The organism is Alteromonas sp. ABH2_165, from assembly GCF_056159945.1.
On record NZ_JBSWWF010000001.1, the window covers coordinates 596,709 to 613,618 of the forward strand.

The 16,910-nt window shown below is 46.3% G+C and carries 15 protein-coding genes; 12 read left to right on the top strand and 3 right to left on the bottom strand.

The window, feature by feature from the left end:
• Positions 1-91: 91 nt before the first annotated feature.
• The 4 genes from ACXAFQ_RS02565 (at position 92) to tyrA (ending at position 5,397) form a co-directional block, all read left to right on the top strand.
• A complete protein-coding gene (locus ACXAFQ_RS02565; RefSeq protein ID WP_474818013.1) occupies positions 92-2,224 on the top strand; it encodes a TonB-dependent siderophore receptor in 2,133 nt (710 codons plus the stop codon).
• Positions 2,225-2,392: 168 nt separating this feature from the next.
• Positions 2,393-2,899: a maltose acetyltransferase domain-containing protein gene (locus ACXAFQ_RS02570; RefSeq protein WP_474818014.1), complete on the top strand. Its 507-nt coding sequence runs from the start codon at positions 2,393-2,395 to the stop codon at positions 2,897-2,899.
• Positions 2,900-3,133: 234 nt separating this feature from the next.
• Positions 3,134-4,225 carry a 3-deoxy-7-phosphoheptulonate synthase gene (locus tag ACXAFQ_RS02575; RefSeq protein WP_070126896.1) on the top strand — a complete coding sequence of 364 codons (1,092 nt, stop codon included), beginning with the start codon at positions 3,134-3,136 and terminating at the stop codon, positions 4,223-4,225.
• 26 nt (positions 4,226-4,251) lie between these two features.
• Positions 4,252-5,397 carry a bifunctional chorismate mutase/prephenate dehydrogenase gene (tyrA, locus tag ACXAFQ_RS02580; protein WP_474818016.1) on the top strand — a complete coding sequence of 382 codons (1,146 nt, stop codon included), beginning with the start codon at positions 4,252-4,254 and terminating at the stop codon, positions 5,395-5,397.
• 40 nt (positions 5,398-5,437) lie between these two features.
• On the opposite strand, the gene pheA is transcribed toward tyrA, so the two are convergent.
• The 3 genes from pheA to yciH all read right to left on the bottom strand — a co-directional run bounded on the left by pheA (position 5,438) and on the right by yciH (position 8,071).
• Positions 5,438-6,622, bottom strand: a complete 1,185-nt coding sequence (gene pheA, locus ACXAFQ_RS02585) for a prephenate dehydratase (protein WP_474818017.1) — start codon at positions 6,620-6,622, stop codon at positions 5,438-5,440.
• 263 nt (positions 6,623-6,885) lie between these two features.
• Complete coding sequence (locus ACXAFQ_RS02590) at positions 6,886-7,686, bottom strand: response regulator (RefSeq protein ID WP_474818018.1); 801 nt, start codon at positions 7,684-7,686, stop codon at positions 6,886-6,888.
• Between the two features lie 61 nt (positions 7,687-7,747).
• The gene (yciH, locus tag ACXAFQ_RS02595) at positions 7,748-8,071 is read right to left on the bottom strand and encodes a stress response translation initiation inhibitor YciH (RefSeq protein WP_474818019.1); all 324 of its coding nucleotides are present in this window, start codon (positions 8,069-8,071) and stop codon (positions 7,748-7,750) included.
• Between the two features lie 220 nt (positions 8,072-8,291).
• Between yciH and ACXAFQ_RS02600 the strand changes: the two genes are divergently transcribed.
• The 8 genes from ACXAFQ_RS02600 (at position 8,292) to ACXAFQ_RS02635 (ending at position 16,855) form a co-directional block, all read left to right on the top strand.
• Complete coding sequence (locus ACXAFQ_RS02600) at positions 8,292-8,597, top strand: STAS domain-containing protein (protein WP_474818020.1); 306 nt, start codon at positions 8,292-8,294, stop codon at positions 8,595-8,597.
• Between the two features lie 43 nt (positions 8,598-8,640).
• Positions 8,641-10,290 carry a SpoIIE family protein phosphatase gene (locus ACXAFQ_RS02605; RefSeq protein ID WP_474818021.1) on the top strand — a complete coding sequence of 550 codons (1,650 nt, stop codon included), beginning with the start codon at positions 8,641-8,643 and terminating at the stop codon, positions 10,288-10,290.
• A gap of 107 nt (positions 10,291-10,397) precedes the next feature.
• Positions 10,398-10,844, top strand: coding sequence for a tellurite resistance TerB family protein (locus ACXAFQ_RS02610; RefSeq protein ID WP_474818022.1), 447 nt, complete (start codon positions 10,398-10,400; stop codon positions 10,842-10,844).
• 61 nt (positions 10,845-10,905) lie between these two features.
• On the top strand, positions 10,906-12,954 hold the full coding sequence (locus tag ACXAFQ_RS02615) for a putative bifunctional diguanylate cyclase/phosphodiesterase (protein WP_474818024.1): 2,049 nt from the start codon (positions 10,906-10,908) through the stop codon (positions 12,952-12,954).
• A 200-nt stretch (positions 12,955-13,154) separates the two neighbouring features.
• On the top strand, positions 13,155-13,424 hold the full coding sequence (locus ACXAFQ_RS02620) for an EF-hand domain-containing protein (RefSeq protein ID WP_474818025.1): 270 nt from the start codon (positions 13,155-13,157) through the stop codon (positions 13,422-13,424).
• A gap of 100 nt (positions 13,425-13,524) precedes the next feature.
• Positions 13,525-14,928: a sensor histidine kinase gene (locus tag ACXAFQ_RS02625; protein ID WP_474818401.1), complete on the top strand. Its 1,404-nt coding sequence runs from the start codon at positions 13,525-13,527 to the stop codon at positions 14,926-14,928.
• On the top strand, positions 14,925-15,518 hold the full coding sequence (locus ACXAFQ_RS02630) for a hypothetical protein (RefSeq protein ID WP_474818026.1): 594 nt from the start codon (positions 14,925-14,927) through the stop codon (positions 15,516-15,518). Before ACXAFQ_RS02625 ends, ACXAFQ_RS02630 begins: the two co-directional genes overlap by 4 nt.
• Positions 15,515-16,855: a sigma 54-interacting transcriptional regulator gene (locus tag ACXAFQ_RS02635; RefSeq protein ID WP_474818028.1), complete on the top strand. Its 1,341-nt coding sequence runs from the start codon at positions 15,515-15,517 to the stop codon at positions 16,853-16,855. Before ACXAFQ_RS02630 ends, ACXAFQ_RS02635 begins: the two co-directional genes overlap by 4 nt.
• Positions 16,856-16,910 lie beyond the last annotated feature (55 nt).

Sequence of the window (16,910 nt, forward strand, 5' to 3'; positions counted from 1 at the left end):
ATACTAATGATAATAATTATCATTTGAAATTCCTTCTAACCTCTCTATAATGCCGTTCGAATTTTAAAATTGGTTAAGAGCAGGTTTCACAATGACTAAAAAGCAAGTATTTGCGCTTTCACCTATTATGTTGGCGATGGCAGTACAGGCGAAAAATGCAGCGGTAGATAACAGCGAAGTAGCAGCGGATGAAGATAATATTGAAGTTATCCGAATCGTTGAAAGTCGCGTCCAGCGTATCAGTTCAGGTGCAACAGGGCTGGGCCTGGATAGTTTTGATACTCCTCAGTCATTGTCGATCCTAGAATCCGAGCTGATTGAAGATTACCGTTTAAGTGATATCAATAGTCTGTTCAAGCAGGTGACCGGTATTAACGTAGACCAGTCAGAAACCGACCGTACTTACTTCAATGCTCGCGGTTTTGACATCACCAGTATGCATATCGACGGTTCAGGTATTCCCTTTGGTGATATTTTTGTCGGCGATTTAGACACTGCGATTTATGAAAAAGTGGAATTTATCCGCGGTTCAAATGGCCTCATCACCGGTCTGGGAAATCCATCCGGTACTGTTAATTATGTGCGCAAACGCCCTGGTAACGAAACCGAAGCCAGTGTTGATTTTACACTGGGACGTTGGGCAAACATGCGAACTGTCGCCGATATTTCCACACCATTGACAGATTCTGGTAGCTGGGCGGCCCGTGTCGTTGTTGCGCATCAAGATAAAGAAAGCTGGCTGAACCTGTACGAAAATGAACGCAGCGTATTTTACGGTATCGTTGACGGGCAGCTAAGTGATGACGTTACGATTATGTTCGGCTACTCGCACCAGGATAACAACAGTGACGGTGTAACATGGGGTGCAGTGCCTTTAATCTATTCCGATGGCACCCAGGTTGATTTCGACCGTTCTACCACAACGGCGATGGACTGGACCTATTGGGATACATTGAATAAAACCGCGTTTGCCGAGCTAAACTGGTTTATCAACGACAATCTGCAATACACGTCTAAGCTGAATCACATCCGCTATGAAGATCACTCTGCGTTATTTTACACCTATTCCAACACCGGCTTAGACGCTGAAACAGGTTTAGGCATGCTGGGTTATCCGGGTAAATATGATGCTGAAGACAAAACGTTAATCTGGGACAACAACCTGCAAGGTGCGTTTGAAGCCTGGGGCCGGGAACATACCTTCAATGTGGGTATTAGCGTGGCCGACGCAGAAACCAGTGATATGGATTACGGTGCACTGAGCGGTTTTGATGTTATGCCAGCGTTACCTGGTTGGACTGGCAGTGAAGTCGCTTTACCTGAATGGGCGGCGCCTTACCAAGCGGGTTATACCGACATTTCATTAAACCGTTTTTACGGTTCAGTACAGCTCGCGGTTACCGATGCGCTTGATTTGGTACTTGGCGTGAGTTTTGTTGACTATGAAAACGAAGGTGAGTCCTGGGGTGCATCAACCTCGACAACCGAGGACGGCAGCAGCCCATACATTGGCTTTACCTGGGAAGTATTGGAAGGCTTGAATGTTTACGGTAGTTACAGCGATATCTATCAGCCACAGTATTACCTGAACGAAGACTTGCAACCACTGGGTTCTGCAGAGGGTCGCAGTTATGAAATGGGCGTTAAGAAAGAGTTTGCCAACAACTTCCTGCTGACTGTTGCGTTGTTCAGAACGGAACAAGAAAACCTGTATGAGTTCCTCGGATACGACGATGGCGACGGCGTTGATGATGACGATTATTCTGATGACTTTAATTATGCCCTCTATCGTGGTGTGTCTGTCGATTCTAACGGTTTTGAAATTGAATTGTCCGGTGCCATCACCGATGAATTATCTGTTCAGGGTGGTTTGACCGTACTGAGTATGGATGAAGAAAACGGCGATGAAGCCCGCACCTTCATTCCTCGCCGCACGTTTAAACTGCTGGCCGACTATGCGCCAGCGTGGAACGAGAAACTGAACATGGGCCTTTCTGCCCGTTATCAGAGTGAAACTTACTTCACATCAAGCTATGGCCGAATTACGCAGGATGCTTATGCTGTTCTCGGCGGTTATGTTACCTACAGCTTCAATGATAACTTATCGTTCAGTCTGAATATGGATAACATTACGGATGAAAAATACTTAAGCTCAGTGCGCACAGAACAGGCGTTCTACGGTTCACCGACTAACTACAGCTTGACGGTAAGCTGGGACTATTAATTTGTTCTGAACCTCTTATAAATGCCCGCTTTTACAGCGGGCATTTTTTTTGCGCGGATGAGGTCTAGCCTTGTTTAGTCACAACCATCACATCCTGAAGGTGACATTTGTCAGGTTCTCGTTAAGGGGAGTGATACAATTATGTTTATCTGGTGCAGGAGGATAGTTATGTCAGGCAACGCACTTTTTGACGACGAAAATTGGCAGCTGATGACAACCGGGCAATGGTATCAAACCAACAGTAAAGCCTTGGCGAACTTTCGGAGGGAGATAAAACGACAGTGCCAACAATTTAATCAGGCTCAAGGCGAACGGCGTAAGCTGTTGCAGCGCGCATTGCTTCCCAATGTTGAGGCGGTAATTGGAAACCACTTTGCCTGTGACTACGGTTTTCAAATTAACAGTGATGGCATCTTTACCGCTGGTGAGTTTTTAACCATTCTGGATGGTGCATCAGTAAAAATTGGCGCAGAGACTATAATAGGCGATGGGGTTGTCATTACGAGTGTCGAACATCATAAATCGCCGCAAGCGCGCTTGCAGGGTTGGCAAAAGGCAAGGCCGGTTATCATTGGTAAGCGCGTAACTATAGGGAATGGAGTGACTATTTTACCAGGAGCCGTTATTGCGGACGATGCCGTCATCGCAGACGGTGAAATAGTTGGTAGGCATTAACAGACCATGATGAACCAATCCCTCAGACTTTAGTCAAAAAAGTCTATCATCATGGTTGCGGCCTTTATCAAAAATTGATAAAAAGTCAACGAGCCTAGGCAATAAATACCAAGTCTTGTTGTAATCTTAAGTTTACACCTGAGCTAACATAATAAAAATATGAGTTGCACGTGTGCAACCACAAAGGGCCAATTAGCAATTTGGTCAGTAACCTATCCAAGTAAAGAGAGTCTCATGATAAAGGACAACGTAAATAACGTTCACGTTAGCGCAGAACAAGTGCTAATTACGCCTGATGATTTAGCCAAAGAACTGCCGGTTTCAGAAACCGCCCTGTCGGCTATCTCTGAATCCAGAAAAATAATTTCTGACATCATTCATGGTCGCGACCACCGTTTACTGGTGATTTGTGGCCCTTGCTCTATTCATGATATCGATGCCGCGAAAGATTATGCTCTGCGTCTTAAAGAGCTTCATGAATCCTGTAAAGATACACTGTTTATTGTTATGCGTGTGTATTTCGAAAAGCCGCGTACGACAACAGGCTGGAAAGGGCTAATCAACGATCCGCACCTCGATGGCACCTTCGATATTGAAACCGGCCTGCGTAAAGCCCGCGAATTATTGATCTGGTTAGCTGAATTGGAAATCCCTGTGGCAACAGAAGCGCTAGATCCAATTAGCCCGCAATACTTGGCCGAGTTATTCAGTTGGAGTGCCATTGGAGCACGGACTTCAGAGTCTCAGACGCACCGCGAAATGGCGTCTGGCCTGTCTATGCCTGTTGGCTTCAAAAACGGTACCGACGGAAGCCTCGATATCGCGGTGAATGCGCTGAAATCTGCAGCCTCTGGCCACAACTTCATGGGTATCAATAAACAAGGGCAAGTCGCCGTTATTTCAACGAGCGGTAACCCTGACGGTCACATCATCCTGCGCGGTGGTAAGCAACCAAACTACGATTCGGTTTGTGTTTCTGACTGTGAAGTTGATTTAGAAAAAGCCGGTTTAACAGCAGGTCTGATGGTGGATTGTAGTCATGCTAACTCAAGCAAAGATTATCGTCGTCAGCCACTGGTGGCGCAAAATGTTGTAAATCAAATCCTAGAAGGTAACCAGTCGATCATTGGCATTATGTTGGAAAGCCATATCAATGCAGGTAACCAGAAAGGTGACGGCGTACCCGTTGATGAACTGGACTACGGCGTATCTATAACCGATGGCTGTATTGACTGGGAAACCACGGACAATCTGATCACACAAACCAGAGATAAACTGATAACTGTGTTACCATTGCGTCAGAATAAACGTTCTGCTGTAGCCTAAGGTTGCAGCGCTTTTTGAGTCGCAATATGACGGATCATTCCAAACAACTGGCCGCCCTGCGGTCAGGCATTGACGAGCTCGATTCCGAGCTCGTTTCATTACTCGCCCGCCGGGCTGAACTGACGACACGAGTTGGTCAGATAAAGGCTGAAACCGGAATGCCAGTGTACGTTCCCGAGCGTGAAAAGGAGCTAATTGCTTCACGACGCGCAGAAGCGGAACAAGCGGGGGTTTCACCGGATCTCACTGAAGATTTACTGCGTCGCATTATGCGCGAGTCTTATCACACCCAGAACAATCGCTATCGCTGTATTAATCCTGCGGTAGAACAGATTGTTGTGGTAGGGGGCGCTGGTGCGTTGGGTAAAGTCTTTGTCAGTCTGTTTGAGAAGTCAGGCTATCAGGTAGCGGTTGTTGAAAAAGACGACTGGGATTCTGAACTTGCTAAAGCAGCATTTGCTCGTGCCGATTTGGTCTTAGTTGCAGTGCCTATCACCATTACTGAAGGGGTTATTGCCCGGCTGAATAATCTACCTGCGCATTGTGTGCTAGCCGATATCACCAGTGTTAAAGAAAAGCCGCTTAACGCCATGTTGGCTGCCCATAACGGGCCTGTGGTCGGTTTGCATCCCATGTTTGGCCCTGATGCCCCCGGCATGATTAAACAAGTGGTGGTGGTTTGTGACGGCCGTGGTGAAGGCAAATACCAATGGTTAGTTGAACAAATGAAAACCTGGGGTGCAACCATTCATCGAAGCACCGCACAGGAACACGATCAGGCAATGGCGTTCATTCAGGTGATGCGTCACTTCAACACCTTTGTTTATGGTGCGCATTTGCAAGGCGAAGGTCCGGATTTAGAGACCTTGACCGTATTTAGTTCTCCCATTTACCGTCTTGAACTTGCCATGGTGGGCCGTCTTTTCGCGCAGTCACCGCAGTTGTATGCTGACATTATCTATAACAATCCAAATAACTTTGCGTTATTGCGACGTTTCCACGAGCGTTTTGGCAATGCACTGGCGTTATTGGACAAAGGCGATAAGCAAGAATTCATCAACGAGTTTAATCGTATTGGTGAATGGTTCGGCGACTACGCCCGCAAGTGCCTTGTCGACAGCAAGCAATTGTTACTCAAAGCTGATGACGACGAGATGTTAAGAAAGTCATAAAAAAAGCACCGGTTGGTGCTTTTTTATCTGATGAATTCGTTTAAACCTGGGTCAGCGCTTTTGCGGCTGCCACTTTTGTCGGACTGACTTCTTCACTTGGGTAACAACCCAGTACCTTCAGGTAGCGAGTGAGCTTTTTCAAACTTTCCACTGCGGTTTGGACAGGACCATCTTCCAGGTTGCCCTCAAAATCAATGTAGAACATCTCTTCCCACGGGTTTCCAGTGATTGGGCGTGACTCTAGTTTTGTCATATTCAGGTTGTTATCTTTCAGTACCGTGAGGGCCTCCACCAGTGCACCTGGTTTTTGCACTGTAGACATAATTACCGTAGTTTTGGCTGGCACTTGCAACGGCACATTCACGGGGTCGCGAGAAACAACAAAGAAGCGGCTGTGGTTTTCTTTCTGGTTAGCCAGGTTCGATTTAATTGCCATTAAACCATACAAGTTACCACCCGCTTCGCTACCAATGGCGGCAACGTCATCACGTTGAAGTTCACTGACTGCCATCATTGCGTGCGCTGTACTTTCCATGGTTTTCACTTCGACATTGCCCAGTTCGGCGAGGAAGTGACTGCATTGTGCAAATACCTGCGGATGCGCATAGAGCGTTTTAATGTTTGCGATGGCAGTGTCTTGAGACACCAAAAGGCTGTGACGAATAGGGTGAGTCAGTTCACCAATAATGCTGAGTTGAGTGTGTTGTAATTGGTCGTACACTTCATTGATACTGCCTGAAGTCGTATTCTCAATCGGCAGTACCGCATAGTCAGCTTCGTTCTTTTCAACTTTCTGAACAATCTCGGCAAAGCTCTGACATCCCATTTCAACCAGTTCACCGGGACGACGGGAAAAGTACTTCTGCGTGGCCAGGTAGCTGTAAGAGCCTTTATCGCCCAAAAACGCCACACGATTAAGCGGCAGGGTGCTGCCCGGGTTGGCGTGTTCTGCCAACATGGCTTGCTGATTCAGCACGCTATCTTCAATAATAACGTGGAAAACCTGAGTAACATAATGGGGGTCGAGTCCCACATTCTTGCCTTCTTTAATTAGGCGAAAAAGCAATTGTTCTTCTCGCTTTACATCGCGCACGGGGATATCGTGGCGAATTTTTGTTTCTGCTACTTCATTGGTAAGCTGGCGGCGTTCAGCCAACATAGTCAGCAATTGACTGTCTAATTCTGTAATGCGTTTTCTTACTGCGTCCAAAGCCGTATCTGACATTTTTTAAAACCCGTTTTCTTGGCAAAAAAAAACCTCCCGGTGGGAGGTTCATACACACGGCGCATCCTCCCTCATTTGAAGGTGATAAAACCAAAAAAGAATGCGTTAGTGTGTTTGATATTCGTTTTCATAGCTCGACTTTAAGGCGATGTTGCCTAAGTGTCAATAGTTTTATACGCCTGCAGCATATCATCAGTGGGGAGGGGCTTCTCCTTTCGTATACGCTGTGCTATGCCACTTTGCTTTACGCGTAGACTTTTACGTTATTCTCCGAGCAATGCCGCTAGCATTGCGCGCACTTCCGTTGGCTCGAAAGGCTTATCGCACAAAGCGTTAACCCCAGTTTGCTGAATGTTCGCCATGTGCACGCTGTCTTGTGATTCTGAGGTGACCATGATGATTGGAATGTGCGCTGTTTCCGGGTTGTAGCGAATAAACTCGGACAACTCGCGACCGTCCATTTCAGGCATGTTGTAGTCTGTCACCACTAAATCAAACTCCGCATCCTTAATATGCGTTAGCGCCATCGCGCCATTCTCTGCTTCAGTAATTTTTTTCAGCCCCATACCTTGCAGTACACGACGAATATGATTGCGGGCCAGACGGCTATCGTCAACCAGCAGTACCCGCACTTCTTGTACATCAAACAGGTCAAGATCCAGCTCATCGTGGTTGATCAAATCGAGGCTGGCATTCAGCGCTCGCGACAGGTGTAATGGCTCAAACGGTTTTGGCAAAATAGCCGCAACACCGGCTTGCTTAAACTCTTCTAACTTTACAGTACGACTTTCACTGGAAACCAGCATGAAAGGAATAGACGCGTACTCGGTGCTGTCCTTAATAAATTTAAGTAACTCAATCGCCGTACCATCTTCAAAATACATGGCACTCACTACAAGATCAGCACTGTGACTTTCAATCGCTTTACGCGCTTCTTCTATGGAACTTACCGCGTCAATCTCGCGAACATTCTCCTGCATCAGCAGGCTGGTAATGATTTTTCTTTGTGTGTCTGAAGGCTCAACCAACACAATGTGCAGGTCAGAGATTGATAGTTTTTCCATTCTTCTAATACTCAGCTAAACGTCTAAACACGTGTATATCTAATTGTAGTTGGGATTTGCTCTATCCACCGGCCAGTTTTACAGTAAATTGCTTTTGCTCAAGCAAACTGCGTAATTTTTCCCGGTCGTCGGTTTGCACTTCAATGGCACCGTCTTTGACTGCGCCGCCACAACCACACTTCTTTTTTAATTCTGTACACAGGCTCTTCAGGCTTTTCTCATCTAAGTCCAGCCCCTGAATGATAGAAACGCCTTTTCCTTTGCGCCCCTTCGTTTCACGGTGAATTCTAACAATACCGTCTTTGGAAACAGAGCGGCTCATTTCAGGTCGCTTCTCCTGAATTTTGCCACCGTCTGTACTGTAAACCAATTTTGAGTCGTGCATATGTATATCTCTGTTTACTATCGTATATCCCGCTGAGGTAACGCTTTGCTACTCCAACGTTTTATCGTGCATCCGTCGAGCGCGAATCGCTCACATGGTTGTTATAATAAGGAAAATACAGAGTAAAACCCAATAGAATTATACTTTATCGCCATTTTTACTTTCATAAAGTAATAATATGGGACTACGCTTAATCAAGGTTACTTTAAAGGAAGAATGGATGACGATTACAGCAAATTTGGCTGATGATAATGCAACTTGGGTGATCAAGTTGGATGATAAATTCGATTTTGGCAAAGTACAGGAGTTCAGAGATGCCTATCAGTCTTTACCTGAAGACATTACAATCGTAGAGGTTGATTTGGGGCAAACCGAATATATGGATAGCTCAGCGTTAGGCATGCTGTTAAACATGCAGAAATCGCTAGGTGAAAGATCCCTCGCTTATAAAATAACGCATTGTCGCCCGCAAGTGGCGCGCATATTAACAATTTCGCGTTTTGATAAGAAATTCGACATAAGTTAATGGTCAGTGATTATCTTCCTGCTATGTTTGATGGGGATGGCGTTTGAAAATTCTGATTATCGATGACGAGTCGCTGAATCGCTTTCTTCTTTTGCATATGCTCGAAGAACAGGGGTACACCGATTGCTACGAAGCAAAAGACGGGCAGCAGGGCATTCAATTAGCCCAAGAGGTGCAACCTGATCTGGTGTTACTCGATGTAATGATGCCGGGCATGGATGGCTTCGCAGTTGCGCCTGTACTTAAAGAAATGGCTGGGGACAATTACCTGCCTGTTATCTTCATTACTTCTCTTGATGACAAAGAAAGTCTGGCGCGATGTTTAGAAGTTGGGGGCGATGACTTTGTTGCCAAGCCTTTCGACAAGCTTATTCTCGCGGCAAAAATTCGCGCCCATGACCGAATTCGCCAACTAACCAGCAAAATTGAACAACAAAACCAGTCGCTACGCTATTTTCAACAAAGTGTCGATCGTGAGCACGCTATCGTCGAACACATATTCAATAACGCCATTGTGAATAAAGAGCTGGTTACTGACTTCTTTGATTTCAGTCTTTCACCTGCGGCGGTGTTCAATGGTGACGTATTCCTTTGTGAATCGAGTCCTGCAGGCGGGCTATATTTTCTGGTGGGAGATTTTACCGGTCATGGTTTGGCTTCTGCCATTGGTGTGCTACCGGTAAGTCGTACGTTTCGGTTTCTGGCGCGAAAAGGCTACTCTGCTGGCGAAATTGCTGCGCAACTGAATACGACCCTCGGGTCACTGTTACCGCCTGATATGTTCTGTGCCGCCGCGGTTATCGAAGTCGATGCAAGCGGGTGCCGATTTAACATATGGAATGGCGGACTGCCGTCTCTGTTACTTAAATCATCGACCAATCTATCGATGTATAAAGTGGTGTCGAGACACATGGCATTAGGCATTCTGGAGTCCGACGAGTTCGACACAGAATGTGAAATTATTGAGGGAGAGCCGGGAGACCAATTACTGGTGTATACCGATGGTTTGATGGAAGTCATGGATGAGCACGGAAAAATGGCCGACGAAGAGGGGGTGATGTCGTGGTTTTCCAGTCCAGAAACCATTACTGCGGCGTTCTTATTTGAACGCGCGGCTGAATACCGTGCCGATACCATTCAGGCCGATGACACCACCATTGTTATATTTAGCTGTCAGTCGTTAGAAGTACTTAAAGAGGATTTCGCAACAAATGAGCTGCCATACTCAATACACCTGACATTGCAAGGCAGAGAGTTAAATAACCCGCATATTATTACTTCTTTGATGGAGATGATTAATTCCCAGCCCGGCATGACGCTCGTGCGCTCTGATTTGTATACCATTCTATCTGAGATGTTTAATAATGCGTTGGAACATGGCGTGTTAAAACTCAGTTCTGATTTGAAATCGACACCTGACGGTTTTCATCAATATTACCAGCGTCGAGACACGCTTCTGGCAAACCTGACCGAAGGTGAGATTGCCTTCAAAATTCTATTCAAACCCTCAGAATCGGCCCTTGATATTACCATCTCCGATTCGGGAGACGGGTTCGATGTCAGTGCGCTCGATGAAGATTGCCTAACGGCCTGCTATGGCCGCGGGATCTGTTTTTTACGGGAACTCTGCGAGAGTGTCAGATTCAGTGATAATGGTTCAACGTTAAGTGTGCGGTTGTCCATGGCGAAATAAACGGCACGTGATTAATCGGCTTAAATTTGAAGCCTGCCTCAGTAGAAAATACATTTTGTTAATTTGCGCGTATATAAAGGTAATTTTTCTCAAACGGACATAAAGCTATGTTAAAAGCGGTACTTGAGCTTTTTCGCAACAATCACGACGATAAACCACAACAACACACGGTCAAATTGGCTACCGCAGCACTGCTAAGCGAGATCATTCGTGCAGATAGGCAGGCCGATCCACGCGAGTTAGAAGCTTATAAAACGCTGCTCAATGAGCAATTCTCCTTGTCAGATGATGAGCTAAGTACATTAATGCAAGAGGGACAATCATCGGCAGAAGAGGCGGTGGATTTGGTGCAATTCACGCAAGTTATTAATCAAAAGTGTAATAATGGTGAAAAGCAGGATATTCTTACCGACCTGTGGAAAGTTGCCTATGCTGACGAAAATATAGCGCCAATTGAGGAGCATATTATACGGCGAATCGCCGATTTACTGCATATACCTCACAGCCAGTTTATAAAATCTAAGCTCTCGGTAACTGAAAATCATGCTGAGTAGCCTGCGCCTTTTTGCGTGTGCAGGATAGTTAAGGAAAGACGCCTTGTTCCGGTCGATAAAATTGCCTCTTACACTGTTGGTAACAGCGGTAGTCTCTGTCTCCGTAGTGGCGACGTTCTATTTGTCTGCGCGCAGTCAGGACGAACGGATAGAGATGCTGGAAAAGCAAAAAGTATCGAACCTATCTGACAATATCGCCATGCGAATAGCTAGCGAGAGTGATGCTAGCCGACAAAACGTCATCATCGATAGAGAGTTGGCACTGCTCGAAAACAGTCAGGCCATCATTGCTGCATACATTTTCGACGAACAAAAACGTTTGCTTGGTGCTTCCGGGAGCGGTCGTTCAGAGGAAATGAAACAACTGGCCTTAAAGCATCCCTACGGTGTCCTTGCTGACGACGATCTCATTCTTAGCGTGTCGGAAATTGGAAGTGATTATGCCGTAGAGGGCACAGTGGTCGTTATCAGTGATTTATCTGATGTTAAAAAGCAAGGTCAGCAGGTCCTGGCGTTTCAGACTTTGCCTGAACTCATTGCGGTTATTATTATTGCTGTTGTTGTCGCTTTTTCGATTATTCAAGTGCTCTTGAAGCCACTCAAAGACCTCATCGACTTCACCCGAAAAATATCGCTTAGCAAAGATTACACAGCCCGTTTCCTGCCTGGAAAAAGTCGCGAAATCAGCAGTCTCGTTGGCAATATTAATAGCTTTCTAGACACGATAGAAGTTGAACTCACCATCAATAAAGAGCAAAACGCGACACTCGTAGAGCAGCAGCAAACCATGATGCGACTTGCGAATTACGACAGCCTGACAGCGCTTCCTAACCGCCAGTTTGTCATGGATAACCTCAGGTTAGAACTGGCGAGAGTGAGACGTCTACGAGAAGATTTAGCACTCATCTTTTTTGACCTTGACGGTTTTAAAAGTATTAATGATTCACTGGGTCATGAAACCGGGGATTTAATCCTGATTGAAGTGGCCGACAGGGTGCAAAATTTATTGCGGGAAGGGGATTTAGTGGCCCGTCTCGGCGGCGATGAATTTATCATCGTTCCCGACCGCGATGTGTCCGATGTAAGTCTGAATAATCTGGCGACAAAATTAGTAAGTGCCTTTGAAGAGCCCTTTATGCTGCGGGGACTGGCGTTGTCTGTGGGGGTGAGTGTCGGTATTGCCAGAGCCACGGATGCAGGCTACGAGCTTAGCCAACTGATGAGTAATGCCGATCTCGCCATGTATCGCTCAAAAGCGAAAGGCCGGGGAACCCATACCCTCTTTACCGTTGATATGGTGGAATCGTATAAGCGCAAGATGTCTCTGGCAAACAGTATCGACAGTGCGATTCGTCATGATGAATTCCGCGTTTACTATCAGCCGAAAATCTCTAAGCATGGCGCGGTCATAGGTCTTGAAGCGTTAATCCGCTGGGAGCACCCAGAGTACGGTATGGTGATGCCTGGCGAATTTATTCCTATTGCAGAGCAGGGCGGACGAATTTCTTCCATTACGCAATGGATGATAGAGCGGGTCTGCATGGAGTTGCCTGATTTGCAGATGCTGGTTGACAATAAGTTTAGAGTTGCCATTAATCTTTCTGGTCACGATTTGCGTCATACCGACCTATTCAACGATATTTATGAATTGTTCGAGCGCTATAAGGTGCACCCTGAATATTTCGAGTTTGAGGTGACAGAATCCTCTTACCTGGAAAACTTTGATACTGCTGACAAGTTTTTTAAACGCTTGAGTAACATGGGCTGCGCCATTGCATTAGACGACTTCGGAACCGGGTATTCATCGTTAAGTTATCTCACGCAAATCACTATCGATACATTAAAGATTGATAGACAATTTATCTGTGAATTAGAATCTTCAGATCGGTCGCGAATGGTAACCGGGTCGATCATTGATTTAGCAAAACGCCTTGCGCTTACCGTCTGTGCTGAGGGCATTGAGCAACCAAGCCAGTGGCGCTATCTCAATGAACATGGTTGTGATCATGTGCAGGGCTTTTTGTTCAGCAAACCTGTTCCACTTTCTAAACTAATAGAACTGCCGAAAAACTTTTCCCATTTTTTGGATGACACAACTTCCGTTGAGTAAATCCCATCTTCAGTGTGTAGATATTTAGCAACACTCTACATGTTGTTATTTATTGGTCTTATTGTAAGTCTCTGATGTTTAATTGATTTTAATGTTTGGCATTACTCCTGCTTACTTATGGCTAGGTGAGCTTCTGTATTGACGCAGTGATTACGTTTCCATACATCCGCTCACGCATATTTGAGCACAGGAGGTCTGATATGAAACGTATTGAAAAACTATTTTTGCTGCTACTTACCATCGTCACTATCCAGGCAGTCGCCGTGGCAGATGCCCATGCTGTTGAAACAATGTTGTCAGATTTAGATGACGACCAAGATGGCGCTATTTCCTTGAAAGAGGCCGTAGCGGACACCCGATTATTGCGCTTGTTCAGTCGCATCGACAAGAACGGTGATGGTTTGTTGAGCATGGAAGAACTGGAAAGTAGTAAAGAAGTGATTTTGGTGAGTTTGCAAACGCCAAACTAAGTTTTAATTACGATGGCTACGCTGTTTTTGGCGTTGCCATCTATTGCGGCAATCATAGGGGTGTGCGATCCTGAAAAACCGGATTTTACTTAGTGATCGAATTTTGCGAGTTGGTTCCCTCAGACAACTAACCCTAGGCAGTTTCATACTGGCTTTGGTTCCCCTCATTGCACTGTTGTGGCAAAGTCAAAGCGACCTTGCAAAAGTAAGCCGTATGACAACGGCGGAAACCCGGTTCGTGGTTACCGCAGTGGGATTCATGCAGCAATTAGAAGGTGCGGCGACAGACCTGGAGCGTACACTTCGACAATATGCCATCATACAAAACACCACCGTGGCTGATTTGACAGATAATGCCATTGCGCAGTTTGCCTCAGCGCAGCAGGATTTGTGTGACATCATCGACAATTCCGAAAACTGTCAGCAATTAGTTAAGCAAATCGAACAACTTCGAAATTTCCGCACGATTAACGATCAACTATTACTTAATGCCTATCTTGCATCGTTAAGTAATGGCGTTATTGCTATGCGCAAAGACGTCGATGCATCCATTCAGGCTCGACTGGCTATTCAACGTGAAGACATGACCAACATGCAGGCCAAACAAGCTTGGTCTACAGCCATGTTGGTATCGGTGTCATTACTGTTAATTCTGTTAGGAAGCCAATTGATTGTTAAGCCGGTCAACAAACTGAAACAGATCATTCAAATTCTCGCTCACCAACGGGGGGAGTTGCCGCCTCTTTCAACCAAAGCCCCGTTTGAACTTATTGGTGTGGAAAAAGATCTACACTGGCTTTCTGAACGTTTACAACAACTTGAGCATATCCGCACTGCGCTGTTACGTCATGCGGCCCATGAGTTAAAAACCCCGTTGGCAAGTATTAAAGAAGGCTGTAGCTTGCTATCTGAGAATGTAGTCGGGGAGTTGAATCCCCAACAGGCAGAAGTTTTATCGCTTTTGAGTTCCAGTACCCAGCGCTTGAATACGTTGGTGGAAAAGTTACTTGACTATAACCTCTTGCTACAACAGGCCGAGCCTAAATTCACCAGTATCGATCCTGCCGAACTCGTACGTGATTGTGTAGAAGATTATGCACTGGCGCTTCAAGACAGAGAAGTGACGGTGGATGTACGTGTTGAATCGGTCAGTGTCGACGAGGAACTCTACCGCCGTATCCTCGACAACCTCGTGTCAAACGCCGTTGCCCACGGTGCTATTGGCAGGCCGATTTCAGTCAATATTTATGAACAGGACTGTGTAGCCGTGCTCGACGTGGCGAACCGCGGTAAAAAAATACCGCAGGAAAAAGTGGGTAAATTATTTGAACCCTTTACCCGCGGTGACGATCCGAGAAATGACAATGTTATTGGAACAGGTCTCGGCCTGTCTATCGTCTCAGATTGCGCGCGCTTGATGTACGGTGATGTCGCTGTTGTTGAAGTTGATTATGCTGATGTGTGTTTCAGAGTCAGTATCCCGCAGAAGGAAAAACGTAAATGAGAATTAAATTATTGTTGCCCATCGTCGTCTTGTTAGGCGGGTGCGCAGCAATAGAAGGGAATCAGTCAGCGCCGGTTATCCCGGTTGAAGACAACAGTCAAACGCCACAACTCGTGGAAAGCGACTCCTTGTGTCTTGTTGACGAAGACGCAGCCAATTTTGAACATCAGTGCGACTTATTATATTGGGTCAATTTATGGGTTCAGGCTGACAACACCCGCTGGCCTGTACGTAAACAAGCTATCGCTGATTTGGGCGAGGGCATTGACGATAAAATTAAAAAAGTCATTTTATCGTTACCCACGGACACGCCGTATCAGTCTCGACTGCGGGCTCAACACTGGTTAGAGGAAGTCGTCAGTCAACTTACGCCAGAAATGCAAGCTGTGGTGAAAACCATTGTCGACGCGCCAAACAGCGAAATGCTGGAGTTGGAATCGGCACTGGTCATTCTAAACAGAGTGAATACCGACAAAGAAAAACAAATAAAGATGCTTGAAGAAGATTTAGAAGTGCAAACAAAGAAGATGGATGAGTTGCTCAAAGTAGAAGCAACGCTGATGGATAAAAACAGGAGTACCCAACGATGAATAAATCCGGAGAACGCAATGCCCGATTGCTACTCGTTGATGACGATAAGAGTCTGTTACGCCTGCTAACCATCCGACTTGAAGGTGAAGGCTATCAAGTCACTGCGGTCGAAGACGGCCAAGCCGCTTTGCGTAAAATCCGCAGCGAAGATTTTGATGTGGTGTTATCCGATCTGCGCATGCCCGGACTCGATGGATTAAGTCTGTTCGAGGAAATAATGGGCGTACGAAAAGATATTCCAGTGATTTTAATGACGGCCCACGGCACCATCTCAGATGCGGTTGCGGCCACGCAACGGGGTGTGTTTGGTTTCTTACCAAAGCCTGTTGACCATGATGAATTAAGAAAACTACTGCAAAAGGCGCTGAGCCAATCGCTTTCAGTACAACCTGAAGATTGGTGTAAAGCCATCATTACCCGCGCGCCGGAAATGACCAGCGTGATGGATCAGGCATTCCGCATCGCACAGCGTGAAGTGAGCGTGCTGATCAGTGGTGCTAGCGGTACCGGTAAAGAATTGTTAGCAAATGCGATTCACCGCGCCAGCAATCGTCGCGACAAACCGTTTATTGCGATTAACTGTGGCGCACTGCCGGAAAACCTGCTGGAGTCGGAATTGTTTGGCCATGCGAAAGGGGCTTTCACCGGCGCCGTACATGCGAATCCGGGTCTGTTCCGCGAAGCGGATGGCGGCACACTGTTCCTCGATGAAATTGGTGACATGCCGATGACACTGCAAGTTAAATTATTGCGTGCTCTGCAGGAACGTCAAATTCGCCCAGTGGGTAGCGCTAAGCATGTGGATATTGATGTACGTATTATCTCGGCCACCCATAAAGATTTGCACAAAGAGATGGAAGAGGGCACCTTCCGGGAAGATTTGTACTATCGCCTGAATGTTGTGAATCTGAAGCTGCCATCGTTGAAAGAACGTAGCGAAGATATTCCGCTGTTGGCGCGCACCTTGTTGCAACAAAGTGGGCAGCGTCATGGCGTTAACGTGACGCAGTTTTCCGACGACGCCATGCAGTTAATGGTGAAATCTGAATGGCCGGGTAACGTGCGTCAACTGGTTAACGTGGTTGAACAGTGTGTGGCGTTAACCCAGACGCCGGTTATTCCGTTACACCTTGTTCAGCAAGCACTGTCGGCGACCCGTCAGAGCTGGCCAACCCTTACCGAAGCGCGGGATGCATTTGAGCAGAAGTATCTGCACAAACTGCTTAAAATGACCGACGGTAATGTGACTCGCGCGGCTGAGCTGGCTGGTCGCAACCGCACCGATATGCACAAGTTGATGAAAAAACATGAACTTGACGCCGGAGATTTCCGCTAAATACTCCCTTGCTAAGACACTCTGAAACCCGTCAGAGTGTCTTATTTCTGTTTAA

Coding starts and splice junctions, on each gene's coding strand:
- ACXAFQ_RS02570 (WP_474818014.1), top strand. CDS start 2,393: ATGTCAGGCAACGCACTTTTTGACGACGAAAATTGGCAGCTGATGACA.
- ACXAFQ_RS02600 (WP_474818020.1), top strand. CDS start 8,292: ATGACGATTACAGCAAATTTGGCTGATGATAATGCAACTTGGGTGATC.
- ACXAFQ_RS02610 (WP_474818022.1), top strand. CDS start 10,398: ATGTTAAAAGCGGTACTTGAGCTTTTTCGCAACAATCACGACGATAAA.
- ACXAFQ_RS02630 (WP_474818026.1), top strand. CDS start 14,925: ATGAGAATTAAATTATTGTTGCCCATCGTCGTCTTGTTAGGCGGGTGC.
- ACXAFQ_RS02590 (WP_474818018.1), bottom strand. CDS start 7,686: ATGGAAAAACTATCAATCTCTGACCTGCACATTGTGTTGGTTGAGCCT.
- ACXAFQ_RS02620 (WP_474818025.1), top strand. CDS start 13,155: ATGAAACGTATTGAAAAACTATTTTTGCTGCTACTTACCATCGTCACT.
- ACXAFQ_RS02575 (WP_070126896.1), top strand. CDS start 3,134: ATGATAAAGGACAACGTAAATAACGTTCACGTTAGCGCAGAACAAGTG.
- tyrA (WP_474818016.1), top strand. CDS start 4,252: ATGACGGATCATTCCAAACAACTGGCCGCCCTGCGGTCAGGCATTGAC.
- ACXAFQ_RS02635 (WP_474818028.1), top strand. CDS start 15,515: ATGAATAAATCCGGAGAACGCAATGCCCGATTGCTACTCGTTGATGAC.
- ACXAFQ_RS02565 (WP_474818013.1), top strand. CDS start 92: ATGACTAAAAAGCAAGTATTTGCGCTTTCACCTATTATGTTGGCGATG.
- yciH (WP_474818019.1), bottom strand. CDS start 8,071: ATGCACGACTCAAAATTGGTTTACAGTACAGACGGTGGCAAAATTCAG.
- pheA (WP_474818017.1), bottom strand. CDS start 6,622: ATGTCAGATACGGCTTTGGACGCAGTAAGAAAACGCATTACAGAATTA.